Raw genomic sequence first — 24,324 nt, 5'->3', positions numbered from 1 at the left:
CATGCGTGCCATCGTCTACCAAAGCCCCGGCAACGTCACTTTGCAAGACGTCGCTCCGCCGCAGCTGCAGCATCCGGGGGATGCTTTGGTTCGGGTCGAGTTAGCCGGGATTTGTGGCACTGACCTGCACGTCATCGCCGGTGATTTCGCAGGCATCCGCCCCGGCGCCATTATCGGTCATGAATTCGTCGGCGAAATCATGGCAATCGGCGGAGCTGTAACACGGTTCAAGGTCGGCAATCGGGTGATGTCGTCCGACTTCACCGCTTGCGGCCACTGTCATTGGTGCGACCGTGGTGACCATTGGGAATGCCAAGAACGAGCCTTCTTCGGCACAGGCACGTCCTTCGGACCCGCTCTCCACGGCGCGCAAGCCGAAATCGTGCGCGTTCCGCACGCGGACACAACCCTCGGCTTGCTGCCGAAGGGGTGCTCCGACGAGGCGGCAATTCTCCTCGGCGACAATTTGGCAACGGGATGGGCGGCTATCGAGCGCGGCGCCCTCTTGCCTGGAGAAATCGTCGCTGTCATCGGAGGCGGCAGCGTCGGTCAGTTGGCAAGCCTGTCCGCGCAAGCCGCGGGCGCCGGGGCCGTTGTGATCATCGAGCCGAGCGAGAGCCGCCGGACCTTCGCCCGCGCCAACGGAAGTCTCACAGTCTCGCCCGACGAGGCCCGAACGTTCATTGACAGCCTTACCGATGGGGAGGGTGTCGATCTGGTCGTTGAGGCCGTTGGCGCGGCGGCCACGCTCACCGCGGCGTTCGACCTTGTCAGGAAGCGCGGACGCATCATCTCGGTTGGCGCGCATGCCACCCAAAACTGGTCGTTTCCGCTGGCCAAAAGTTTTGCCAATGAACTCACGTTGGGCTTTGCAATTGGTGACTCGATCCGGCTTCGCCCTCGCCTTCTATCGTTGATCACGACAGGTATCCTTGACCCCGCTGTCGTCGTGGATCGGCGGACAGGATTTGCAGGGGCTGCCCAAGCGTACGCCGACCTCAAAGCCCAGAAGGTTATGAAGGCTGTGATCGACCCTCGCCTTTAGCCGATCGTCGCATCAACGCCGTTGCCAATGAATGCCAGTCAGAGCAAGCTCTTAGAAGAGCGGCAATTGCGCTGCATTGCACAAATCGGCCTCGACAAGAAGGGCCATTGCAGCGCCTTTCCAAGCCGCTTGGGAGGAGAATGCATGGGAAGGACCGCGCCGGTGGCACACGCCCTTTTGGAGCCGCATTCCGCTTTGCCGGTGGCCTTCTTGAAAGACGCAATCGGCACGCTCGCCAACGCGGCCGATCATGGTCCGCAAGCGCTCTTCTTCGAAGCGCGCATTCTCTTTCGTAACATACTTGCTGCGAGGGACGTCCGTCTCCTCGTCCGCTCGGGTGGCGCCTGGCGGGAATGGGAAAAGCTCAACGATGGCGCGGACGAGGCGCTAATCGAAAGCTTGCCCGACGCGCCTACCGACGTGGTATTTTTCCAGGACTCTGCCTTTATCCCCGTGCAGGTGGCTCGTGTCGGTCTCCTTGCCGAAGGAATTGACGACCCCACCGCTCTGCACGAGACCGCCGCAGTATTATCCAAGGTCTTCGGCCTAGCCATCGCCTCGAGTGAAAGTCAGAGCGTCAACCCGGATAAGCTCGAAGCGATCCGGGTTTTTCAGCGTGTCGCAAACAAGATCCTAAAAAGTCAGAATCTGCAGGAGATCTTTCTCCAGATCACTCACGAAGCCAAGATCAGGCTCTCGGCCGATATCTGCGGCATCATGCTTCTTGAGAACGATGCCCTTGTTATGAAGCGCTGCACCGGAAACCTTGCGGTCGAGACCGCGCGACTTTGCATGAAGGCGGGCCAAGGTGTGGGAGGCCGCGTTCTGCAGACCCGGCAGCCTTGCTCCATTGAGGACTACGTTCAAAGCGAGATCATCAGTCGCGACTTCATGAGCCTCGCGCGCGCAGAGCGCGTCCGCTCGGCATTGGCCGTTCCGCTCATGTCGCAAGATCAAGTCATCGGCGTCCTCGAAGTCTGGAGACGTAAACCTTCCACCTTCACTACCCAGCACACAGCCGAACTTGCAACGCTCGCGAACCTCGCATCACTAGCTATCGAAAATGCGGCTCTGCTTGAGGCGCGCGAGGTGGCGGCGCAGAAGCTTCAGGACGCTCATGCTGAACTGCAACAGCGGTACGACGTCATCAGAAACTCGGCGAATCTGCAAGAAAGTCTCATCTCGACTTTGCTCGAGGGCGGCAGTCTGTCCGAAATCGTCCAACGCGCGCATGAGCATCTCGGTTCTCCCGTCTTGATCCTCGACCGGCATCTGGACGTCAAGGCGTCTCATCCCCATGGCTCGATCTCGGACGAGGGCCTGCGCGCCATCCAGGCCGGGATTTCACAAAATACCGGATCAGATACGCGCTACAAGGCCGTGACGTCAGGCGCAGTCCGTTTCGCCTTCCAAAGCATCACGGCCGGCTCTGAGCAGATGGGTTGGGCGATCCTAGTCAACCCAGAAATCGAAGACGCGAGCGCCCAGCTGGCCATCACCGAGCTTTGTGTTACGGCGGCGCTACATCAGACCAAGGAGCGGGCAGCCGCGCGCGCACTCACCGACAAGCTGACTATGCTGACGTGGGACCTCCTCGAAGGTCCTGATCATCTGCGCCAATTGGCTCTTCAACGAGCGAAAGAATTGAATGCAGAGATCCCCGGCGAATACTGTGTCCTGGTTTGCCGCGTGGATGGGATTGATAAACCCGGCAAGATCGGATTGCTCACCGGTGGCGAAATCGAAGCACGCCGCCGTTCGATCGCTGAAGCCCATGACCGGCTTCCGTCTCGTCATCTCGTTCGCCTCTCGGGGCTGCGGGGCAACGAATTGGCTCTCGTGGTTTCGATGTCCGACACAGCCCATGCTCGCGACTTCGCCCAAAGTCTCCTGGCAGAAATTGTGCGCCGCCTTCCGGGCTCGCTTGTCACTATTGGTCTAAGCCGGAGTTGTCGCGATCCGATGCTCATGCCGGCAGCCTGGAAAGACGCTCATATCGCGCTGGATGTCGCGCGTCAAAGTCGCAAGGCAACCGTCGTGGATTTCGATGAGGTCGGCGTCGCAGGACTTCTTATGAGTATGCAGGACGGCGCCGACTTCCATCAATTCGTGAAGGAAACGTTGGGCAAACTGCTTAGCGAGAAGAGCCCCCAACGCGAAGTGCTCCTGCAGACGCTGCGGTCCTTTTTCTCTTGCAACTGCTCACAGCAAGCAGCAGCCAAAGAATTGCGTACCCACAAGAAGACGATTGCGTATCGGCTCGATAAAATCGAGAGAATTACCGGCCTTCGGCTTGCCGCACATGAGCAGCGTGTCCTACTTTATCTTGCATTGCGGATGAACGATCTCATCGCGTGACAGACATCGCTTCAATATTGTCGTTCCACTCCGGACATCAACCTTATCCGAACTGATAAATTTTTGTATGAAACCTTATCAGTGACCAACTGACCGTAGCCACTGATACCGACGCTCGCTTCACCTTCGATTTGGCACTTCGACGAGTCCGTTTCGCTGTGGGCGAAGTCCGAATTTGCACAGTAGTTGATCAGTACGGCGCGTTAGACGCAATTTTACGCAATTTTCCTAGCCGGAGCCGAGCGCAGTTCCATAGACGGTCAATAGACCGACGTCCTCCGCAACGCTCCCGATGGCAAGATACGGGGGTTCGATAGGTCCAAGTCAGCATGCGTGCCAGCATGACCTGCGGAACAGCGATCACTGACGACAATGCGGTCATGCCGAGCATTGAACCCAACCCGAACATAAACACGAAAAGCAATCCGTCTCGATGGCTCGGAGCTTGGACACAGTCAGACCAAGCAACGCCGCCGAGCTCGCCAATCCCGTGCGTGACGCCAACGGCCAGTGTCCGCCACCGTACATCATGGCTGTGATCATGGAGATTCGCGCTATGGCTCGACTTTTTTTGCCCGGATGAGAGAGAAGAACCTGTGGAACGCCCAACAGGTACCTCTGAGGCGCTAAGCCAGGCTCGACGTCAGATCACTGAAGAGTTCGTCGACGCATAACCGGCGAGAGATCAGCTTCTGCTGCGCCGCGTAGTCGATCACGAGTTGCAAGGCAGGACGCATGGCCGCCAGCCCAAAGGGGGTCTGATTTTGGGGCAAGCAAAGCTCATTCGACCGCTTCAATAGGCGATAGATCTCCCGGACTGTGTCGGGATCATCGTCGTGCAACGCCTTGGTGACGACGACCACATGGTTGATCGGAACGATTTTGTGCTTCTGAAACCATGCCTCGCTCGCGGCTTTCGGGTCTGCTAACAGAGGCTTCAATCGTGGATCGTTAGACGTCTCGCCGAGAACGGCGTCTACCTCGCCATCCAGCAACATCTGAATGATCGTTCGTCCTGTGGGAGCTCGCGCGCCACCTTCGTGACATTCGGCGACGTGAGGATCCTCGAATGTAACCCACTCGATGCGATTGAGATCGACGCCGTAGTCGTTGGCGAGCATGCCTCGTAACCAAACGCCGGTTGTCGTCGTCAGCGACCTTACCGCCACGCGCTTGCCAGCCAGATCCGCCGGCCAAAGTCGGCCCCGCTCCGCATTATAGAGAGCGCGCGCGTGGGGAAACCTCCCGGTCGTCGTCACCGGCAAGAGCACCAGCGGCTTATCGAACTCCCGGGCGATGAGATAGCTGACGATCGCAAGCTCGGCGACGTCAAACGCCTGCTGCCGGACCATCGGCTTAAATCCATCGATGACCGAGGGATAACAAGCGAAGTCGAGCGTCAACCGGTCGGAAGCGACAGCTCCGCTCTTCACGCCGGCAGTTCCGGGATAGTCGCCCAACAGCGTTCGCAGCCGTCCTGGCTGGCTCATCAGCTTCAAATCCTGTGACACCGGCTATCCCGAAACCGCATCCAGCTTCAACCCGTTGGTGCGGGGGCCGAAGAGACCGATGGTCGCAACGACGATCGCCATGGCCCCTGCGATCAACGCGAACACGCCTGTCACGCCATAATCGCGAAGGCAGAATGCAATCAGGAAGCCCGAGAACATCGCGCTGATACGGCTGACGGAATAGACCGCACCAATCGCACGACTGCGCATGCGCGTCGGGAAGAGCTCCGCCTGATAGGCGCGATAGGAGAATGTCAGACAATTGCTTGCGAACGCCATTGCAATCCCGAGGGCGACGATGACGGCAGCGTCCACTTGTTTCGAGAAAACGATTCCAATCATCGCCATCGACATGGCAGATCCGACCACGATCCACTTACGCTCGACTCGCTCGGCGAAGGTCATCGAAAGCAACGGAGCGATGGGATTAGCAATCGCTATCACGAACGAATAGAGAAGACTGTGCGTAATGTTGATTCCCTTGGCGATCAAGAGCGTTGGAACCCAGCTTGCAAAGCCATAATAACCGATAGACTGAAAGAAGTTGAACACCAGCATCATGATAGTACGCCCCCGGTATTGGGAGCGCCAGAGCTCCGCAAAGGTGACCTTTGCCTCCTGCGCCAACGGAGGATAGGGCTCCGGCTCGGGCAAAGGCGAACCGGTCCGCTCAACGATCTCACGCTCAAGCCGGGAAACGATCGCATCCGCCTCGGCGATACGGCCCTGCTGCGCCAGCCAGCGCGGACTTTCCGGTAGGCCGAGCCTGATGAACCAGACGGCCACCGCTCCCAGACACCCGAGCCAGATAACCCATCGCCATCCGTCAAAGCCAAGGGGCGCCGCTGGCACGAAGTACCAGGCAACCAGCGCAACGGTCGGAACGGCGGAGAATTGTATCGCCTGCAGGAAGGCAAATGAGCGTCCGCGCGAGTTCGCCGGAACGAGTTCGGTCGTATAGGAGTCGATCGTCACGATCTCCGCGCCGGCGCCGATACCCGTGAGAAATCGAAAGAAGATGATCCACTCCGCGCTGTGCTGGCAAGCCAGCAGTGCTGCTGCTGTCGTGTACCATAGCAGCGCGCCGGTGAAGACGACCCGGCGTCCGAAGCGATCGGCCAATTGGCCAAACACGAGCGTTCCAACGAACAGGCCGGCAAACATTGCGGCCACGAAAGCCCCCAATCCGGCGAAACCGAAGAAATTCACGGTCGATGTCGTGAATATTCCGCTTCTGACGAGGCCCGGTCCGATATAGGCGGTGAAGAACACGTCGTAGATCTCGAACCAGGCGCCAAGGGCAACCATCAGAACGAGCTTCCAGATCGGCCAGCTCATCGGAAGGCGATCCAGGCGGGCGTTGATCATGGCGGCCGATGACGCGATGTCGATCCTTTCTGCGCTCGCTCCAATGCCGTTTGGGATCTGCGTCACCGCGCCGTGCATGCCTTCTCTCCCCAAATTCGCTTTGATTTTTGTCTATCGACGATCAAGAAACGCTAACGCCAGAAAGACATCACGTTCGACCCGTTTCGGCGTAGACGCGCCGACCAGGGATGGGCCACAACGCCTTGAGGATCGCGCCAGTGTCGGATTGCGTGATGTAGACGGTCTTCCGGTCCGGCCCGCCAAACTTCGCGTTCGTGGTCGTCTTGCCTTTGGGAGAGACGATGCGAGCGATCGGCTCCCCGTCCGGGTTGAGCACGAACACCGAACCGAGCGAAGCGTGCGGTACAAACAGATTGGCCTGCTCGTCGATGAAGATGCTGTCCGGCCCGCTCACGCCGTAGAAGGAGGCAAACCGTCCGACCTTTCCCGTCGTCCCGTCGGGAAAAAGCGGAACACGCCACACCGAATTGTCGCGCGTCATGGCAACGAACAGCACGGTCTCGTTCGGATGGAGGACCAGACCGTTCGGGCTGACGCCCGTGGACAGCAGCAGATCGAGTTGTCCGTTCGTCCGCAGCCGGTAAACCCGTCCCGTGGGATCCTGCAGGCCTGTCTGGCCCTGATCTGTGAAATAGATGTCACCGTTCATGGCAAAGGTCAGGTCGTTGAGGCCCTTGAAGCGCTCGCTGTCTCGACGACCAAGGAACGGCTCGATCTTGTTCGTGACCGGATCGAAGGTGAGCAGACCCTGCTTGTAGTCCGTGATGAAGAACTTTCCGTTCGGGTGCAGCGCCATGCCGCCGGGCTCGCCGTCCCATTCTGCGAGCTGCGTCCATTCACGATCGGCCGAGATCTTGAACAGCCGCCCAAAGGGAACGTCAACGATATAGAGATTGCCGTATTGATCGGGCGTCAGTCCCTCGATGAAGCTGTCGACGGGCGGCTGCCCTATTTTGTTGACCGCCGACCACTCGGATTTCACACCGCTCCGCCGGAATCTTTCCGGCATCTCAGTGAATATCTCTGCTTTAATCAGCTCCGGCGCCGGATAGAAATTCGGCCCGGGTTGACCCGCGGCTTCTTCCGCGAACGCCTCGGACGAAAGACAGTTGCCCAACACGGCCGGCGCGACGGCGCACATCAACGCCTGCTCGAACAGTTGTCGTCTCGACAGCAATGCAGCCTCCCTCTGTAGCTTGTTGTTCGCCCTTTGCCCTATGGACTTGCCACAACCACTTGCTCACATGCGAGCCTGTCTATTTCTGCGCGATCAAAGCCGGCATCAGCCAGGATCTCGTTCGTATGCTCGCCGAGATGCGGTGGTTGGCGGGTCAAACCCGGCCGCTCGCGCTGCGAGCCGAATTCGATGGGCATAGCGGGAAGCCGTGTCATCTCGGTTGCGCCCTCGGGGGTACGGATCGCAACATCGATCAACCCCCCGTGACTGGCCAGATGCGGGTCGTTGAACAGATCGGTCGGCTTACCGACCGGCGCCCATGAGACGGCAGCCCGTTCGCAGCGCTCGGCGATCACCGCCTTCGACAGCGGAGCAAGCACCTCCTGCACCGCGGGGATAAGCCAGCTTCGATGGCTCGCCCGCATAACGTTGGTCGCGAGATCGGGATTCTCACCGAGGGCGGCTAGCCCGAACTCCTCGGTGAAGCGGATCCATTGCTTATCGCTGGTAACGCCGATGAAAATCTGGTCGTCGCTCGTGTTGAAGACGTCATAGATCGCCCAGGCATGGCGGCGCTCCGGCATAGGTTTCGGCGGATGTCCGCTCGCGACCGTGCCCGCCATATGTGTGACCATGAAGAATGCGGCGCTCTCGAACAGGGCACTGCTGATCCGCTGCCCCCGTCCGGTCGCATCGCGCTCGCGAAGCGCAGCGAGCGCGGCCGTGACGCCGAAGATGGCCCCGCTGATGTCGTTGACGGAAGCCCCGGCGCGCAACGGCCGCCCTGCGGGACCTGTCATATAGGCGAGCCCCGCCTGAAACTGCACGACCTCGTCAAGCGCCGGCCGATGCTCGTAGGGACCCGCGAGGAAGCCCTTGAGTGCCAGATAGATCAGACGCGGGTTGACCACTTCCAAGTCCGCGTAACCGCACCCCAATCGCTCCATCGTGCCGGGCGCGTAGTTCTCAATGAGGACATCAGCGTCCTTTACCAGCCGATGGACCGTCGTGCGCCCCTCAGGACGCTTCAGATTGATTGCGATGCTGCGCTTGTTGCGGTTGAATCCAGCGAAGAAACCCGCGCCGAAGCCCGGCAAGCGGCGCGTGTGGTCGCCGTCGGGCGCCGGCTCAACCTTGATCACGTCGGCACCGAGGTCGGCAAGTATCAGGCCGGCGCAGGGCCCCATGATGGTGTGGCTGAACTCAAGCACCTTCAGGCCTGTAAGCGGTTTAGTGGACACCTGAGACTTTCCTTCGAAATGAATTGAGACTGCCAGCATGAAGCAGCTCGCTCGGCAGTTGGTGGCCGACGATCGCTTCAGCCATTCGTCCGACTTCGATCAGCGCATCGAGATCGACGCCCGTGCGGATCCCCATCTCCTCGCAAAGCAGGACGAGCTCCTCAGTGCAGATGTTGCCCGCGGCGCCTTTGTGTCCGGCGAAGGGACAACCGCCCAATCCGCCAACGGTCGAATCGAATCGTGCCACTCCCATACGCAGACCGGCCATTGCGTTGGCGACCGCGAGACCGCGGGTGTCGTGGAGGTGCAATGTTATGCGCTTATCAGGCCACTTGGTGCGGACTTCCCCAAGCAACCTTTCGACGCGCAGCGGCGTCGCCCAGCCCATCGTGTCCGAGAGTGAAATATTGGCGATCGCCACGCCGCATTCATCAGCGATGGCGAAGCCGTCTTGAAGCGTGGAGATGACCTGGGCAGGTACGATATCGCCATGGAAATTGCAGCCGAATGCCGCCATGACTCCGATCCGCCGCACCGGAACGTTCTTCGACAAATGAAGGCGTGTCTGCTTGCGCATCGCTTCCACATTTTCTGCGTGGCTGCGATTTAGATTCTTGCGGGTGAACGCATCGGAAGCGGACAGCGCTATTGAACCGGCAAGCGTCAGCTTGTTCGAGAATGCGAGCGCCCGATCGAGCCCCTTGTCGTTGAACCAGAGCCCCATATAGTGAACGCCGGGCACCGTTCGAAAGCCTGCGACAACCTCATCTGCATCTGCCCATCCCGGCACGAGGCGAGGATTGACGAATGAGCAAACCTGAATGTGGCGCAGGCCGGTTTGCGCGAGAGCCTCGATGAGACGAATTTTGTCCGCAGAGGCAATCGGTCCCGGCTCGATCTGGAAGCCTTCGCGCGGTCCCTCCTCCTGGATATCCACTACGCTCGGCAGGTCTGCCATTCGTCCACCACTTGCCTGATGACGCGGGCAGTCGAGAGCCGGCGCCATTTATTTGTGTTTCTCGCCAAAGATGGATGGGGGTTTGCCATTCGTCCAATATTTATTTGACGGGTCTAGCTATTTGCCTTCTAAATACCTGAATGGACATTCGACAGCTTCGCTATTTCATCGCGGTCGCCGAGGAACAAAACTTCAGCAGGGCCGCGCGCCGTCTCAACCTCAGCCAGCCGCCCCTCAGCCTTCAGATCAAGGCCCTGGAGCATGAGGTGGGCGCGCCGCTGTTTCTTCGTCAGCGTCGCGGCGTCGAGCTGACCCAGGCCGGACAGATCCTGCTGGAACAGGGGCGTGAGGCTCTTGCGCAACTCGATCACGCAATGGGAACGGCGCAGCGGGCCGCGCGTGGAGAGGCAGGCTTGCTGCGCGTCGGCTATACGGGGTCGGCGCCAATCCATGCATCGTTCTCGAAAATCCTGCGGCAATTTTCACAAGCCTATCCGGAGATACGCCTCGAGCTGCTTCATGCCTCCACTAGCGAACAAGCCGAGATGCTGACGGACTGTCGGCTCGATCTTGGTTTCCTCCGCCCGTCTCCGATATTTCCTCTTCCAAAGAACATCACCATTCGTCGGCTCTGGCCGGACCCGCTGGAGCTGTTTGCGCCGAAAGATCACCCCATGCTGCGCAAACGGGGGGCCATTGCCATACAAACGATGTCTTCGCAGCCTTTCATATTCTTCGCAAATGCCAGCCGCCGCGGTTTGAACGGCCATGTTGTCCATCTCTGCAGTCGTGTGGGATTTGCGCCCAAAGTGATTCAGGAAGCCGAAGACGGCGGTGCCATTCTGGGCCTCGTGGCCGCAGGCTTCGGAGTCGCGGTGCTGCCGAAGTGCTATGGTCAGATCGCCGTGCGCAATGTCGTCCAGCGCTCGCTGACCTCGGCTGAAGCTAAGAGCTATCTTTGCCTTGCCTACAACCAGGAGCGCACGTCCGATCAGCTGATGCGATTTGTGGGACTCGGGTCCAGTGCGGCCACAGCGGCCTGACGGCATCTAGATATCAGATAGATCGTATCTGGAGATTTGGCTTGTTCCGTAGACGGCCCTGCGTTTCGCTGGCGCGGGCCCGAGCGTGACACGTTTACCGCCCGCGCGTGTCGATACAATCTACGGAAGCGGCAGTGAAGACAGTCATCCAATCCCTTGCGGTCATCGCGGCACTTGGCTCTTTGCTCTTGTTGTCTTCCGGCTTGCGCGCTGAGGACGTACAATTCTCCAAGCGCGCTCTCAACGTGGTTCCTTCTCATCAGGGACACTTTAGCGATATCGTTACGGTCGGAGGACGCAGCCGCACGATATTTGTGTGGGGTGTCGGAGCGGAAGACGAGGACAGCACCACACAATATGCGCCTCAAGTCCGCTTTCGTGGCGAATTCTCAAAGCAGTGCAACTATGCCCTCGACAAGATCGGCCGCATGCTGGCGACCCGCAGCGCCGGATTGGCCGACATTGTCATGCTTAGGGTCTATTTGACTGACGCTCGCAACGTTGCAGACCTCTACAAATGCATTGATCAGCGCTTCGTAGACCTGCCTCGTCCAACCCTCACCATTGCGAACATCTCCCAGCTCGCCCACTCTGGCATGACGATCGAAATCGAGGCGACTGCGGCGATCGCTAACCTAGACAGCGACAATACGTTCTCCATTTTTCGGAATAGGGAAACGCTCGGTAAATGGAATGTAGGTGCTACCGAGGTTCTCGAGGTCGCCGGCAGTGACAGCACGACATATTTTTCCGGTCTGCATGCCATCCAGGGTGCGCCAGACCACGGCAAGCCAGTTGCGATGTTTCCGCAGGATTTCGTCAACCAGTGCGGATACGTTCAGAAGAAAATGAAAGCCGAGATGCAGGCGCTGGGCGGCACCAATGACAACGTCGTCCGGTCGACCGCCTTCGTGACCGGAGACGTCCAGCAGCCGGATTCCGCCAAATGCCGCGCTCAACTTCCCAAGGAGGACACTGTTCGTGTCCCCGGCACACTTCTCAACATCTCGCAACTCGGCGCCCTCGGCGAGACTTACACCTATGACATCATCGCCATGATGCCCGCCCCTGGCGAAGGTAAGGCCTTCGTCAGAAAGAGCCGTGCCGATGATGCCAATCCGGAGGTTGCCGCGACGGTCACCGTCTCGGGTGCGCGTCGCACACTATACCTGTCCGGCATCGGATCCGCAGCCGATGATGGCAGCGTCGAGTCTCTCGGAAACTTTGAGGGGCAATGTCGCGCCTCAATGCGGAGGGTCGACAAGGAGCTTTCGACCCAAGACGCGACACTCGCTGACGTTGCCAAGATGCTCGTCTTCGTCACCGACAGCCGCTACGTCGACGAATACAAGCGATGCATGGCCGAAATATTTGGTAGCGAGATGCAGCCCGCGCAAACGTTCGTGAACGTTGCGCGGCTGCCTACGCCTGGGATGCTGTTCCAGGTAGACGTGATCGCCGTGACCGCTCAATGACCAGTTCGCTTTGGACCGTGCCGCCTTCGTAGAGAGGCTCGGCTGCTCGCCTTTCCGGGGCGCTTCCTCGCCTGGTCGATCACTTCCGCGGGCCATCGACCGCTCTTCGCCTCCTGAAGCACGACCTCCCTCAGTATCTTTCTTACTTCGGTGAAGGCTCTCGTCTGGGGGTGCTCGGCCAGCGAAATCAGGCTGAGCTCCCGCGTCAAAGTGGGCCCAATAATCCGCCGTGCATGAACTCCATTCTTCAAGAGGTCGGCTCCCACAGTTGATCTTGCCAAAATGGCGCATCCGAGACCTGCTTCAAGCGCCGTGCGCATGATGTTCAGCGAATCGATCTCGAGCTTCGGGCTCGGCTTGATCTGATTGCGGAGGATTTGCGCTTGTATGATCGCCCGCGACGTCGGAGGGGTAAGCCCGAGCACCGCTCCCTGGGGTATGTCCGGAAACGCAACAGGTGAATGCGAACGTCCGATGATTTCAACGCGGCCAACGAGAAACAGCTCTTCTTTCAGCAAGGCCTCCCGCTCCAGTCGCGCATCGTTCGACGGATTGAACACGAGAGCAAAGTCGAGCGCTCCTGATAGCACCTGCTCGGTCAAATGCGGGCTCAACCCTTCATTGATGGTCAAATGGACGTCGGGGCAAGCGGTCCCCACGCTTTGCATGATCGGCAACGCACTGACGGCGCCCGCGGTGTGGCTAAGACCGATCGCAACGGGCCCGGCCGCGACCTCCGTGAAAGTCTTGACGTCGATTTCCGCCTTGGTCATGGCAGAAAGGATCGCGCCAGCATGCTCGTAGAGTCTGCGCCCAGCCGGCGTCAGCATGATTCCTCGTGGCCGTCGATCGAGCAACGTGACGCCGAGCTCGGTCTCGATCTCCGACACGTGATGGCTGAGGGCCGACTGCGCGATGTTGAGCGTCTCAGCGGCACGAGCGAATGCCCCGGAGTCCGCGATCGCAACGAAGTAGCGCAATTGTCTGAGACTGAGCGTCATGCGGATCTTGCGCTCCCACGTTTTTCCGGGCCCATCCAGATCGGCATCGGATCAACATCTAAAATACAGATAGTCTCTATATAGAAGATATAATTGTTAGACGTCGGCAAGTCCATCACTCTACTCCTTAAACGATCGCTGGCGTCAACGTAGCAGAAGGTCAGCCTGACTGCTCGCTGTGCCCGCACGGCTTTGGCCAGCAATCGGGGAGGATCGCATGATTGGGATTACTGGCTCGTCGGGCTATCTCGGCGGGAGGATAGTTCGTTCTGTTGCAGCAATGCGTTCGGGTCAGCCGCTTGTCGCGATGACGCGACGGCTAGATAAAGATCCAGAGCTGGAGCGCTTCGCCGACGAAGTTAGGCAGGCAGATTTCGCTGAGCTGGAAAGTCTGAACCGAGCCTTCCACGGCGTCCATACTCTTCTGATCGTCTCGGTTGAGGGACCCGACGAGGAGCGTATCCGGCTTCATCGCAATGCGCTCGAGGGGGCGCTCGCGTGTGGCGTCCGGCGAATTCTATACACCAGCTTCTTCGACGTCGATCCCAACTCACCTTCAAGCGTTGCCCGCGTTCATCGCATGATGGAAGCCGACCTCATCGCCTCCGGCGTTGACTGGGTGGTGCTGCGCGACGGGCCGTATGCGGATAATTTCGCCAAGCGGGTCGCCGAGGCCGCCAGGCAAGACGGGATCTTCCGGATGGCGGCAGGAGAGGCCCGCCTTCCCTTCATTGGCCGCGCTGATCTGTCGGAAGCTGCGGCGGCCGCCGTCCTGTCGGAACGCAGTCAAGTAGCTTGGCGGTTGTCCGGAGCTGAACTCCTGAGCTGCGCCGATCTCTGTGCGATCTTCTCCGAAACACTCGGTCTGGCCGTGAGATATCGGGCCATCTCCGACGAGGAGCAGATGGCCGATCTGCAACGTCAGGGATTGCGGGCGGACCTGATCGAGCGGCGCATTGCATACGGACGGGCGATCCGCGAGGGGTACATGACCGCTCTGACGGACGATTTCCAAACTCTGGTCGGCCGAGCGCCAGCGCGCGTTCGCGACCTCCTCCCCACTCTCGACCTCAATCTCGGAGGTCAGGCTCGGCAGCACGGTATTCCGGCTTCCAAAGTGAGGACGTCATGATCGGATCGCAACAGACTGTTTCAAATCCAATCTTTGCCAAAGTTGCATGGCGGATCCTGCCGATCCTCTTCATCGTACAACTTATCGGCATCGTCGATCGCTTCAACGTCGGATTTGCCCAGCTTCAGATGTCCAAGGAGCTTGGACTCTCTAACGCCGCCTATGGGTTTGGTGCAGGTCTGTTCTTCATCGGCTACTTCGTGTTCGAAATACCGAGCAACATCATTCTCGCCCGTGTGGGCGCCAAGGCGTGGTTCACGCGCATTCTCGTGACCTGGGGTGTCGCGACGCTCGCCATGGCTTTCGTAACAAACGAGACTTGGTTCTATGTCCTGCGTTTCCTCGTCGGCGCGGCCGAGGCCGGATTTGCGCCTGGAACGCAGCTCTATTTTTCGCGATGGTTCCCCAACGAATATCGCGGGCGCGTGAACGGCTGGTTCCTGATGTCCATTCCGCTCGCGGGAATGCTCAACGGGCCGATCTCTGGCAACATCCTCGGTCGCCTCTCAGGGTTTACAGGCTTATCTGGTTGGCAGTGGCTCTTTCTTCTCGAGGGGGTTGTCACGATACTGCTTGCGCCCTTGCTGTTTGCCGTCCTGCCCAACGAACCCAAGGACGCCCGGTGGCTCGGCAAGGATGAGCGCCTGATCGTCGAAGAAGGAGTGGAGATCTCCAGGCGGCTCGCGCACACGCATGCCATCGGCGAGATGCTGAGGAGCCCACGCACGCTTCTCATGGCCGCGGTCTACTTCCTGCTTTTGCTCGGCAATTACGGCATCGCTTTCTGGATGCCGCAGATCATCAAGGGCTCGGGGATTTCAAATCCGGTCGCGATCGGCTGGTTCGCAGCAATTCCCTCGCTCTGCGCGTTCGGGGCGATGCCCGTCCTCAGCCGCCTGTCCGATGCGGGAGGTCGCAAATGGTATCTGGTCGCCGGCGGCTTCACGGCGGCGATCGGCCTTATGGTGACCTCTCTGAACAGCACTAATACGACGCTCGCCATCATCGGCTTAGCGCTCACGGCAAGCGGCGTGCTCGGCTGCATTCCGGTGTTCTGGGCCTATGCAGCCCGGGTCTATTTCGGTCCCGCCGCAGTCGTCGGGTTCGCCCTGATCAACTCGGTGGGTAACCTCGCTGGCTTCGTAGCCCCCTCCTACATCGGCATCGTCGCTGACGCTACGGGTTCGCCGGTCAACGGCGTTCACGCCATCGCGATCGGTCAGATCATCGCGATCCTCTTGGTCGCGGCCTTCTTCGACAAGGCTGAGCCGCAGCCCCGGCTTGAGCCGCAAAGGCTGTGAAGCTTCGATACGGCAACGACCGCTGACCTCACCCGAGAGAACGAAACAATGCATCGCGAAACCACCGGAGCCCTGATCGCTCGGTCCCTGACCAATCACCGGGTCGACACGATCTTCGGCATTCCCGGCGCCCACATGTACGACTTCAACGACGCGCTTTACGAGCAGCGTCACAAATTGCGTTTCATCCATACGCGTCACGAACAGGGCGCGGGCTACATGGCTTACGGGTACGCCAAGTCGACGGGAAGACCGGGCGTGTATACGGTCGTGCCCGGTCCGGGCGTTCTGAATTCGGGTGCCGCCTTGTGCACCGCCTATGGCGCGAACGCGCCGGTGCTGTGTGTCACGGGCAATATCATGTTCGACCTGATCGGCCGCGGACGTGGTCAGCTCCACGAGTTGCCCGATCAGCTCGCGACCCTGCGCGGATTGACCAAGGCGGCTGCGCGCATCAATCATCCGAGCGAGACGAGCGATGTGATGGCCGCGCTATTCACGCAGATGCTGAGTGGGCGGCAAGGGCCGGTAGCTGTCGAAGCGCCCTGGGACGTGTTTGGCAAGAAGGGCAGTTGCGATAACCCGGCTCAGACCGGAAGGGTGGTGCCCGCACCCCAGCCTGATCCGGATGAGATCAAGAAGGCGATCGCTTTGATCGCGGCCGCCAAGAATCCGCTCATCATGGTCGGCGGCGGCGCAGTGACTGCCGGCCGCGAAATACGAGAACTCGCAGACCGGCTCCAGGCGCCCGTGACTGCCCATCGCTCTGGCAAGGGGATCGTATCGGACGACGACCCACTGTCGCTCGATTTCGTGGCCGCCCGCGACTATTGGAAGACTACAGATGTCTTGATCGGAATTGGCAGCCGGCTGGAGCTCCAGTACATGCGCTGGCGCTGGATGCCTAAGGGCATCAAGGTCATTCGCATCGACATCGATCCAACCGAGATGGTGCGGCTGAAGCCAGATATCGGCATTGTCGCCGACGCGGCCGCCGGAACGCGAGCCCTGGTCGATGCACTGAAGGGGCCTTCTCCGCCGCCGCGACATGAAGAGTTCTTCCAGCTGAAAGCCAAGGCTCGCGCCGCCATCGCCGAGGTGCAGCCCCAAATGGCCTATCTCGATGCAATCCGCGCGAGCCTGCCGCGCGATGGCTTCTTCGTCGAGGAAGTCAGCCAGATGGGTTTCACCAGCCGCTTTGGATTTCCGGTCTATGCCCCGCGGCAATATGTGACCTGCGGCTATCAGGACAATCTCGGCTTCGGCTACAACACCGCGCTCGGCGTGAAGGTCGCCAATCCCGACAAAGCCGTTGTTTCTGTATCCGGCGATGGCGGTTTCCTGTTCGGCCTTCAGGAACTGGCAACCGCGGTGCATCACCGCATCAATGTCGTGGCGATCGTCTTCAACAACTCCGCCTACGGCAACGTCCTTCGCGATCAGCAACAGACGTATCAAGGGCGATATATCGGATCGGACCTCACCAATCCGGACTTCGTGCGCCTCGCCGAATCCTTCGGTTTGACGGGCTATCGCGTGTCCTCGCCGGCGGCATTGAGGAAAACCCTGGAAGAAGCGCTGGCGCTGGATGCGCCGAGCCTGATCGAGGTGCCCGTCGAGAAGGGGTCCGAGGCAAGCCCCTGGCCCTTCATTCACCCGCCGGCCTCCTAAACAGCAATAGCGACCACGAGGAACTATCGATGACCACACACGTTCACGCATCCGCCGAATTGCCCGTAAGCGAAGCCACCCGGACCTTTCTTGCCGCCGAACACACGATGACGATCGGTGGCCGTGACGTCTTTGCCGCCAGCGGCGCGACAATCCCGGTGTTCGACCCCGCCGCAGGCGGCACCATCGCCGCTGTGCCCGCCGGAGGCAAAGCCGAGATCGATGCGGCAGTCAGAGCGGCACGAAAGGCGCTGGAAGGCTCCTGGTCGAAGCTGCGGCCCGCCGATCGCGAGCGGCTGCTGTTGAAGCTCGCCGATGCGATCGAAGCAAACGGCACTGTTCTTGCCGAGCTCGAGACCGCGAATAACGGTCAATCCATCGGCATCGCAAGAGCAATTGAGGTCGGAGCGTCCGTCGAGCACGTGCGCTACATGGCAGGATGGGCCACCAAGATCTACGGCCAAACATTCGATGTCTCCATCGCAGTTCCACCAGGAACGCGCTATCGCGCAATGACCCGCAAGGAGCCGGTTGGCGTGGTCGGCGCCATCGTGCCCTGGAATTTTCCGCTGTCGATGGCGATCTGGAAGATCGCGCCCGCACTCGCGGCCGGCTGTACCATCGTGCTGAAGCCCGCTGAGGAAACGCCGCTGAGCGCGCTCAGGCTCGGACAGATCATCCGCGATGTCGGTTTTCCCGAAGGAGTGGTCAACGTCGTAACCGGATATGGCCACGAGGCCGGCGCGGCGCTCGCCTCGCATCCCGGCATCGACAAGGTCGCATTCACCGGATCAACCGAAGTCGGAAAGATCATCGGGCGGGCAGCGGTCGAGAACATGACCCGCTTCGCGCTTGAGCTCGGCGGCAAGTCGCCGATGGTCATGTTCGATGATATGAACCCCGACTTGATCGGCACCGCTGCCGCCATCGGCGTCTATTTCAATCAGGGCCAGGTCTGTACCTGCGGATCACGCGTGCTGGTGCAGAAGAGCATCTATGACAAGGTCGCCGAGACCTTCGTCAGCGTCGCCAACACGCTCAAGATCGGCTCGGGCTTCGATCCCGCCAATCAGATCAATCCTCTCGTCTCGAAAAAACAACAATCGCGCGTCCTCGGCTTGATCGAAAAGGGCGTCGCGGAGGGAGCGCGCGTCGCAGCAGGTGGCGCAGCAACGGATAGCAATGGCTTCTTCGTGAAGCCGACCGTGATCGTCGGCGCCAAGCCCGAGAACATCCTCGTCCGCGAAGAGATTTTTGGGCCCGTCGCGGCTCTGATGCCCTTCGACGACATGGACGACGCGATCCGCCAGGCGAACGATACCGTCTACGGGCTCTCGGCATCGATCTGGTCGCGAGACATCAATCGCTGCTTCACGTTTGCGGACGCGGTCAAAGCCGGAACAGTCTGGGTCAATATGCACAACGTTCTCGACCCCAACATGCCCTTTGGTGGGTTCAGGCAATCCGGCATCGGGCGCGAGCACGGCGCGACCGCCGTCGAGAACTACATGGAGACGAAATCCATCTGCGTTGCGCTCTAGCGGACCGTCCACCGGACCAACAGGTCACAAAATGGGGAGCAATATGCCCGACGCGCCTGCGAACAATCTCGACGCCACTCAAGAACGAGCCTCCGGATACCTGAAGCGCTTCAGGGGCGGCGTCGTGCCGCACCTCATCGCGGGACAACGGACGTTGTCGACCTCCGGCGCGACGTTCGACACGATCGATCCCGTCACCAACGATAGGCAGTGTGCGGTCGCGTCGGGAGACGCGGCCGATATCGACATGGCCTGCAACGCGGCCGCAGAGGCCTTCAAGACGTGGCGAAATGTCTCCGGCGCAAAGCGGCGTGAGATCCTTCACGCCATAGCCGATGCCATCGAGGCGCGATCCGACGAGATCGCACTGGTTGAGAGTTCGGATACTGGGCAGCCCATCCGCTATATGGCGAAGGCCGCATTGCGGGGTGCGGAAAACTTTCGCTTTTATGCCGATCGCGCACCAGGTGCGGCCGACGGTCAGTCGCTTCCAGACAGCGATCATATCAACTACACGATGCGCCAACCCATCGGGCCGATAGGTGTGATCACGCCGTGGAACACGCCGTTCATGCTGTCGACCTGGAAGATCGCGCCCGCACTCGCGGCAGGCTGCACGGTCGTCCACAAGCCGGCAGAATGGAGCCCGCTCTCCGCCGTGATCCTGACCGAGATCATGGACCAGGTCATCCAAAGACACGGTGGGCCGGCCGGAGTCGTCAATCTCGTGCACGGCATGGGCGAGCGCGCCGGCAAGAGCCTGACGGAGCATCCGGAAATCAAAGCCGTCGCATTCGTCGGCGAGACCACGACCGGCTCTCATATCATGCGCCAGGGTGCTGCTACCTTGAAGCGGGTTCATTTCGAGTTGGGCGGAAAAAACCCGGTTATAGTCTTCGACGATGCCGACCAGGATCGCGCGCTCGACGCCGTCCTCTTCATGATCTACTCGCTTAACGGGGAGCGCTGCACATCGTCCTCTCGCGCGCTCGTGCAGGAGGGCATCTATAGGGATTTCGCAGCCAAGGCAGCCAAACGCGTTGCGAATCTCAAAGTGGGCCATCCGCTCGATCCGGCGACGGAGATCGGTCCGCTGATCCACCCGCGTCACGCCGAAAAGGTCCTGAGCTATCCTGGCCTCGCGCGCGAAGCGGGTGCAACCGTCGCAGTCGGCGGCGAACGCGCGCTCGGCGGGAAAGGCAATTATGTCCAGCCGACCCTCTTCACCGAGGCGCGGAATGACATGCGGATTGCCCAGGAAGAGATCTTCGGCCCCGTGCTGACGATGATTCCATTCAAAGACGAAGCCGACGCCGTGCGCATCTCGAACGACGTGCGCTACGGTCTGACCGGCTACATCTGGACCCGCGACGTCGGCCGCGCACACCGCATCGCACGCGATCTCGATGCCGGCATGATCTGGGTGAACTCGGAGAATGTTCGCCACCTGCCGACGCCGTTTGGCGGCGTCAAGCAGTCCGGTATTGGCCGTGATGGCGGCGACTACTCCTTCGACTTCTACATGGAAACCAAGAACATCGCGATTGCCTACGACGGCCATAAGATCCCGCGCATCGGGCTCTGACTGGCGAATTTGGAGAACACGATATGTCTATTCCGAAAAGCGTTTTATATCCTCCGTTCAACATCGTCAGGCTGAGCCACATCGTTCTGACCGTGACGAATCTCAAGGCGTCCCGCGCCTTTTACGTCGATACGCTGGGATTGCAGGTCACCGCGGAGGACTCGAAGAGGGTTTATCTACGGGCTCTTGAGGAGCGCGGACACCATTGTGTAATCCTCGAGCAGGGTGATCACGGCGTTGCGAATGAGCTCGGCTTCAAGATCTTCGACGAGGAGCATCTTGATCGGGCCGCAAAGCATTTCGAGACGCAAGGCCTGCCGGTGCAATGGATCGACGCTCCGCATCAGCGACGCACCTTCCGCACCCGCGACCCGCAGGGCATTCCGCTCGAGTTCTACGCCACGATGGATCGCCTCGCTCCAATCCACCAGAAGTATACCCTGTACAAGGGCGTCAAGCCGCTCCGGATCGATCACTTCAACTGCTTCTCGCCGGATGTGCGGGCCTCCGTCGAGTTCTACAATACGCTCGGCTTCAGGGTCACGGAGTACACCGACTCGGAAGACGGATCAGAGTTGTGGGCGGCGTGGATGCATCGGAAGGGCGGCGTGCATGATATCGCGTTTACGAACGGGCTCGGGCCTCGGCTGCACCACGTAGCGTTCTGGGTGCCGACTCCGCTTAACATCGTCGATCTGCTCGACCTCATGTCGACGACCGGTTACGTCAATAACATTGAGCGGGGGCCTGGCCGCCACGGCATATCCAATGCTTTCTTCCTCTACGTCCGCGATCCCGACGGGCATCGCATCGAGATCTATTGCTCGGATTATCAGACCGTGGATCCCGACCTTGAGCCGATCCGATGGGATTTGAAAGACCCGCAGCGTCAAACGCTGTGGGGCGCGCCGGCGCCGCGGTCCTGGTTCGAGGAAGGATCGACCTTCAGGGGCGCAGAGCTTCGCGCATCCAAACTTAAATCGACGCCGATCGTCGCGCCGTAGATTGGACCCAGCCAAACTAGGATAGAAGCATGACCCAACCGCAGCTTTGCACGTTCCTGGCTGATGGAGAGGTGCGCTATGGCCTTGTCCGCCCTGGCGGCGTGGTTGATCTCGGCAGCCGGCTTGGCAAACGCTGGAGTGGTCTCCGGGAGGCAATCGCTGACGCGGCCCTGAACCGGCTCGTAGATGCCGGCTCGGCCCTTCCCCTTGATTTTTCGGAAGGCGAGTTCCGCTTCCTTCCTCCGATCGAAGCGCCGGAGAAAATCATCTGCGTTGGGGTCAACTACCCGGATCGCAATGAGGAATATAGGGATGGCCAGACCGCTCCAGGTAATCCTTCGCTGTTCGTGCGCTTTCCAGGCTCATTCGTCGGACACGAAACCCCGCTGACCCGCCCGAAGGCTTCCCCTCAACTCGACTATGAGGGCGAAATCGTCTTCGTTATCGGCAAGCAGGGACGCCATATTTCGGAGTCCAATGCCCTCGGGCACATCGCCGCTCTTTCGCTCGCCAACGAGGGAACGATCCGGGATTGGGCCCGTCATGCCAAATTCAACGTGACCCAGGGAAAGAATTTCGACGGCACAGGCTCGATCGGTCCCTGGATCGTCCCATACACCTCTGAGTCCCAGCTCGCCGACATCAGGCTGACCACACGCGTGAACGGCGAAATCCGACAGGACGATCGCACGAGCCGAATGATCTTCAGCTTCCGTCGCCTGATCAATTACATCTCGACCTTCACAACGCTCGTGCCAGGCGATGTCATTCTTTCGGGTACACCGACCGGCGCGGGAGCACGTTTTGATCCGCCGCGATGGCTGGTGCCGGGTGACATCATCGAGATCGATGCCGACGGAATTGGTGTCCTGCGCAACGGCGTCACGGACGAGACCTGATCGTCGACGCGAGACGTCACTGCCGAACTCAGGTCCCGTAGTAGCGCCCTTCGCGGTGGTTGATGCCGATCACCGCATTCAGCGAAGCCGCGCCGAGAATGGAGAGCGCCACGTTCTGTGGCGTCGCGACGAACATTCCGAATGCCAGGATCAGGCAGTCGCCGCAGAGCTGCACCCAGCCGGCTCGCAGGCCACGCCTCTGCTGCAGGTACAGGCCGAGAACCGTGAGGCCTCCCATGCTGGCACCGTGACGGATCAGGATCAGAATCCCGATACCGGCGCACTGTCCGGCCATGATCGCCGCGAAGACTGGATTGATGGACGCAATGGCGACGACGTGCGGCAAGCACTCCACAAAGATTCCGACGAGACTAACCGCAGCAAATGTCCGGATCGTGAAGGATCGACCGAGCGCAAGCCATGCGAAGACGTAGAACGGGAGATTGATGACGAAAAGCAGCACACCAAGCGGCCAGCGCGTCAGGTAGTGGATGATGACGGCGAAGCCTACGGTGCCGCCGGTCAGAAGACCAGCCTGCTTGAACAGCACGATCGCGAACGCCATGAACAGCGAACCGGTGAGCAGGGCTTGCACGTCTTCCCACCGCGTATGCGGTACCGCGGCGGGCGGCTTTGCGCCCGCTTCGTTTCCGACGAATGCCTTCGCTTTTCTCGCAGAGATCATGACGCTCGGCTCCGTTCGGCATGCTCTCAGGTCCGGCACAGGTGCCTGCCCTTCGCACGTCGACGGTCGTATGCCTAAGCTACTCTCGATGTATCCAGCGCGTCCGAGGTCTGCGGCGCCAAGACACCTGCCGAGCGGAAGCCTGCAATCTCGCGGTCCGAATACCCCGCGGTACGCAGCACCTCGTCGGTATGCTCGCCTATGCGCGGCGGTTGGCGCTCAAGAACCAGCCTTTCCCGCGCATCGCCAAATTCGACAGGCAACGCGGGAATTCCGACTTTGGAGCCCCCGCCAAACCCGGAAACAGCCGTCGCAAGCAACCCGCCGTGAGCAAGGAGATGCGGATCGGTCGAGAGCTCGTCCGGCCTTCCGACGCGCGAATACGCCACCCGGGCGACCTCGCATTTCTCGAGGATTTCCGAGAGCGGAAGCTTTGCCAGACGCTGCTCGAGTTCGGGAAGCATCCACTCACGCGCCTCACAACGATTGGCATTTCCGGTCAACCGCGCGTCATCGCGCCAGTCATTGAACTCGAAGGCCTCACAGAACCGCTGCCAATGACCGTCCGACGTGCAGCCGATGAAGACTTGACCGCCATCACTCGCAGTGAAGACGTCATAGACGCCCCAGGCGTTCTTCCGCGCCGGCATCGGCGGCATCGGCGCTCCAATAACAGTGCTTCCAACGACGACGGCACCGAGCATGAAAGTCGCACTCTCGAACAGGGAGCTCGAGACCTTCTGGCCCAGTCCGGTCTGGTCCCGCTCACGAAGTGCCGATAGCGCCGCCACGACCCCAAATACGCCGCCGAGAATGTCAATGACCGGTGCTCCTGCCCTGAGCGGGCGACCGGGCGGACCGGTCATGTACGCCAAACCTGACTGCATCTGCACGACTTCATCGAGCGCCCCTCGGTTCTCATAGGGGCCCTTCAGAAAGCCTTTCATCGAGAGATAGACGAGACGGGGATTGATCTTCCGGAGATCTTCCCATCCGCATTTCAGCCGCTCGATTGTGCCGGGACCAAAGTTTTCAAGAACGATATCAGCATCCCTGACGAGCCGATGGACGATAGCCTGCCCCTCCGGGTGCTTCAGGTCAACTGCGATCGAGCGCTTGTTGCGATTGTAGGCCGCAAAGAAGCCAGCGGCGAACCCAGGCAACTTTCTAGTCGGATCGCCTTCGACCGATTCGATCTTGATGACATCTGCGCCCAGATCGGCGAACAAGACGCCCGCACATGGCCCCATGATGGTGTGTCCGAAATCGAGGACCTTGAGGCCGGCCAAGGGTTTTGGTGAGTTCGTC

Annotated in this window: 19 protein-coding genes; 11 read left to right on the top strand and 8 right to left on the bottom strand. The window is 60.2% G+C overall.

What is annotated here, in order from left to right; genetic code table 11:
- Position 1: 1 nt before the first annotated feature.
- Positions 2-1,045 carry an alcohol dehydrogenase catalytic domain-containing protein gene (locus AS156_RS32615; protein WP_066513470.1) on the top strand — a complete coding sequence of 348 codons (1,044 nt, stop codon included), beginning with the start codon at positions 2-4 and terminating at the stop codon, positions 1,043-1,045.
- Positions 1,046-1,072: 27 nt separating this feature from the next.
- Positions 1,073-3,403, top strand: a complete 2,331-nt coding sequence (locus AS156_RS32610; RefSeq protein WP_066513469.1) for a helix-turn-helix domain-containing protein — start codon at positions 1,073-1,075, stop codon at positions 3,401-3,403.
- 626 nt (positions 3,404-4,029) lie between these two features.
- Here the strand turns inward: AS156_RS32610 and AS156_RS32605 are convergent.
- The 5 genes from AS156_RS32605 to AS156_RS32585 all read right to left on the bottom strand — a co-directional run bounded on the left by AS156_RS32605 (position 4,030) and on the right by AS156_RS32585 (position 9,679).
- A complete protein-coding gene (locus tag AS156_RS32605) occupies positions 4,030-4,914 on the bottom strand; it encodes a substrate-binding domain-containing protein (protein ID WP_245313177.1) in 885 nt (294 codons plus the stop codon).
- 3 nt (positions 4,915-4,917) lie between these two features.
- On the bottom strand, positions 4,918-6,360 hold the full coding sequence (locus AS156_RS32600; RefSeq protein WP_066513464.1) for an MFS transporter: 1,443 nt from the start codon (positions 6,358-6,360) through the stop codon (positions 4,918-4,920).
- Positions 6,361-6,430: 70 nt separating this feature from the next.
- The gene (locus tag AS156_RS32595; protein ID WP_245313176.1) at positions 6,431-7,480 is read right to left on the bottom strand and encodes an SMP-30/gluconolactonase/LRE family protein; all 1,050 of its coding nucleotides are present in this window, start codon (positions 7,478-7,480) and stop codon (positions 6,431-6,433) included.
- A 38-nt stretch (positions 7,481-7,518) separates the two neighbouring features.
- Positions 7,519-8,760 carry a CaiB/BaiF CoA transferase family protein gene (locus AS156_RS32590; RefSeq protein ID WP_136626551.1) on the bottom strand — a complete coding sequence of 414 codons (1,242 nt, stop codon included), beginning with the start codon at positions 8,758-8,760 and terminating at the stop codon, positions 7,519-7,521.
- On the bottom strand, positions 8,711-9,679 hold the full coding sequence (locus AS156_RS32585; protein ID WP_066513462.1) for a hydroxymethylglutaryl-CoA lyase: 969 nt from the start codon (positions 9,677-9,679) through the stop codon (positions 8,711-8,713). The genes AS156_RS32590 and AS156_RS32585 overlap by 50 nt, the downstream gene beginning before the upstream one ends.
- Before the next feature lie 140 nt (positions 9,680-9,819).
- Between AS156_RS32585 and AS156_RS32580 the strand changes: the two genes are divergently transcribed.
- Together AS156_RS32580 and AS156_RS32575 are read left to right on the top strand one after the other, a co-directional pair.
- Positions 9,820-10,722, top strand: coding sequence for a LysR family transcriptional regulator (locus AS156_RS32580; protein WP_066513461.1), 903 nt, complete (start codon positions 9,820-9,822; stop codon positions 10,720-10,722).
- A 134-nt stretch (positions 10,723-10,856) separates the two neighbouring features.
- A complete protein-coding gene (locus tag AS156_RS32575) occupies positions 10,857-12,197 on the top strand; it encodes a RidA family protein (RefSeq protein ID WP_066513457.1) in 1,341 nt (446 codons plus the stop codon).
- On the opposite strand, the gene AS156_RS32570 is transcribed toward AS156_RS32575, so the two are convergent.
- Positions 12,191-13,198: a LysR family transcriptional regulator gene (locus AS156_RS32570; RefSeq protein WP_066513456.1), complete on the bottom strand. Its 1,008-nt coding sequence runs from the start codon at positions 13,196-13,198 to the stop codon at positions 12,191-12,193. The two genes, AS156_RS32575 and AS156_RS32570, sit on opposite strands and share 7 nt — an antisense overlap.
- 217 nt (positions 13,199-13,415) lie before the next feature.
- On the opposite strand from AS156_RS32570, the gene AS156_RS41450 reads away from it, so the two are divergent.
- The 7 genes from AS156_RS41450 to AS156_RS32535 are packed head-to-tail and all read left to right on the top strand — an operon-like array spanning position 13,416 to position 22,331.
- Positions 13,416-14,330 (top strand): NAD(P)H-binding protein, encoded by a 915-nt coding sequence (locus tag AS156_RS41450; protein WP_082747855.1) that lies wholly within the window; start codon positions 13,416-13,418, stop codon positions 14,328-14,330.
- Complete coding sequence (locus AS156_RS32560) at positions 14,327-15,631, top strand: MFS transporter (protein ID WP_066513453.1); 1,305 nt, start codon at positions 14,327-14,329, stop codon at positions 15,629-15,631. The genes AS156_RS41450 and AS156_RS32560 overlap by 4 nt, the downstream gene beginning before the upstream one ends.
- 48 nt (positions 15,632-15,679) lie before the next feature.
- Complete coding sequence (locus AS156_RS32555; RefSeq protein ID WP_066513452.1) at positions 15,680-17,302, top strand: thiamine pyrophosphate-dependent enzyme; 1,623 nt, start codon at positions 15,680-15,682, stop codon at positions 17,300-17,302.
- A gap of 29 nt (positions 17,303-17,331) precedes the next feature.
- Complete coding sequence (locus AS156_RS32550; protein ID WP_066513451.1) at positions 17,332-18,843, top strand: aldehyde dehydrogenase family protein; 1,512 nt, start codon at positions 17,332-17,334, stop codon at positions 18,841-18,843.
- A gap of 43 nt (positions 18,844-18,886) precedes the next feature.
- Positions 18,887-20,428, top strand: a complete 1,542-nt coding sequence (gene hpaE, locus AS156_RS32545; protein WP_066513448.1) for a 5-carboxymethyl-2-hydroxymuconate semialdehyde dehydrogenase — start codon at positions 18,887-18,889, stop codon at positions 20,426-20,428.
- A 23-nt stretch (positions 20,429-20,451) separates the two neighbouring features.
- On the top strand, positions 20,452-21,432 hold the full coding sequence (gene hpaD, locus AS156_RS32540) for a 3,4-dihydroxyphenylacetate 2,3-dioxygenase (RefSeq protein WP_066513446.1): 981 nt from the start codon (positions 20,452-20,454) through the stop codon (positions 21,430-21,432).
- Between the two features lie 29 nt (positions 21,433-21,461).
- Entirely contained in the window at positions 21,462-22,331 is an 870-nt protein-coding gene (locus tag AS156_RS32535; protein WP_066513445.1) for a fumarylacetoacetate hydrolase family protein, read from the top strand.
- A gap of 28 nt (positions 22,332-22,359) precedes the next feature.
- Here the strand turns inward: AS156_RS32535 and AS156_RS32530 are convergent, their stop codons facing one another.
- Positions 22,360-23,016, bottom strand: coding sequence for a YitT family protein (locus tag AS156_RS32530; protein WP_201456139.1), 657 nt, complete (start codon positions 23,014-23,016; stop codon positions 22,360-22,362).
- A 74-nt stretch (positions 23,017-23,090) separates the two neighbouring features.
- Positions 23,091-24,305 (bottom strand): CaiB/BaiF CoA transferase family protein, encoded by a 1,215-nt coding sequence (locus AS156_RS32525; RefSeq protein WP_245313175.1) that lies wholly within the window; start codon positions 24,303-24,305, stop codon positions 23,091-23,093.
- Positions 24,306-24,324 lie beyond the last annotated feature (19 nt).

The sequence above is a fragment of the Bradyrhizobium macuxiense genome, from assembly GCF_001542415.1.
Classification (GTDB): domain Bacteria; phylum Pseudomonadota; class Alphaproteobacteria; order Rhizobiales; family Xanthobacteraceae; genus Bradyrhizobium; species Bradyrhizobium macuxiense.
The sequence above is the reverse complement of the archived record's forward strand: the minus strand, read 5'-3'. Positions and strand labels throughout refer to the sequence as shown.

What these genes read in the sequence shown, in the direction of transcription:
- AS156_RS32615 (WP_066513470.1), top strand. Translation starts at nt 2, where the DNA reads ATGCGTGCCATCGTCTACCAAAGCCCCGGCAACGTCACTTTGCAAGAC.
- AS156_RS32610 (WP_066513469.1), top strand. Translation starts at nt 1,073, where the DNA reads ATGAATGCCAGTCAGAGCAAGCTCTTAGAAGAGCGGCAATTGCGCTGC.
- AS156_RS32600 (WP_066513464.1), bottom strand. Translation starts at nt 6,360, where the DNA reads ATGCACGGCGCGGTGACGCAGATCCCAAACGGCATTGGAGCGAGCGCA.
- AS156_RS32590 (WP_136626551.1), bottom strand. Translation starts at nt 8,760, where the DNA reads ATGCTGGCAGTCTCAATTCATTTCGAAGGAAAGTCTCAGGTGTCCACT.
- AS156_RS32585 (WP_066513462.1), bottom strand. Translation starts at nt 9,679, where the DNA reads ATGGCAGACCTGCCGAGCGTAGTGGATATCCAGGAGGAGGGACCGCGC.
- AS156_RS32580 (WP_066513461.1), top strand. Translation starts at nt 9,820, where the DNA reads ATGGACATTCGACAGCTTCGCTATTTCATCGCGGTCGCCGAGGAACAA.
- AS156_RS32570 (WP_066513456.1), bottom strand. Translation starts at nt 13,198, where the DNA reads ATGACGCTCAGTCTCAGACAATTGCGCTACTTCGTTGCGATCGCGGAC.
- AS156_RS41450 (WP_082747855.1), top strand. Translation starts at nt 13,416, where the DNA reads ATGATTGGGATTACTGGCTCGTCGGGCTATCTCGGCGGGAGGATAGTT.
- AS156_RS32560 (WP_066513453.1), top strand. Translation starts at nt 14,327, where the DNA reads ATGATCGGATCGCAACAGACTGTTTCAAATCCAATCTTTGCCAAAGTT.
- AS156_RS32555 (WP_066513452.1), top strand. Translation starts at nt 15,680, where the DNA reads ATGCATCGCGAAACCACCGGAGCCCTGATCGCTCGGTCCCTGACCAAT.
- AS156_RS32550 (WP_066513451.1), top strand. Translation starts at nt 17,332, where the DNA reads ATGACCACACACGTTCACGCATCCGCCGAATTGCCCGTAAGCGAAGCC.
- hpaE (WP_066513448.1), top strand. Translation starts at nt 18,887, where the DNA reads ATGCCCGACGCGCCTGCGAACAATCTCGACGCCACTCAAGAACGAGCC.
- hpaD (WP_066513446.1), top strand. Translation starts at nt 20,452, where the DNA reads ATGTCTATTCCGAAAAGCGTTTTATATCCTCCGTTCAACATCGTCAGG.
- AS156_RS32535 (WP_066513445.1), top strand. Translation starts at nt 21,462, where the DNA reads ATGACCCAACCGCAGCTTTGCACGTTCCTGGCTGATGGAGAGGTGCGC.
- AS156_RS32530 (WP_201456139.1), bottom strand. Translation starts at nt 23,016, where the DNA reads ATGATCTCTGCGAGAAAAGCGAAGGCATTCGTCGGAAACGAAGCGGGC.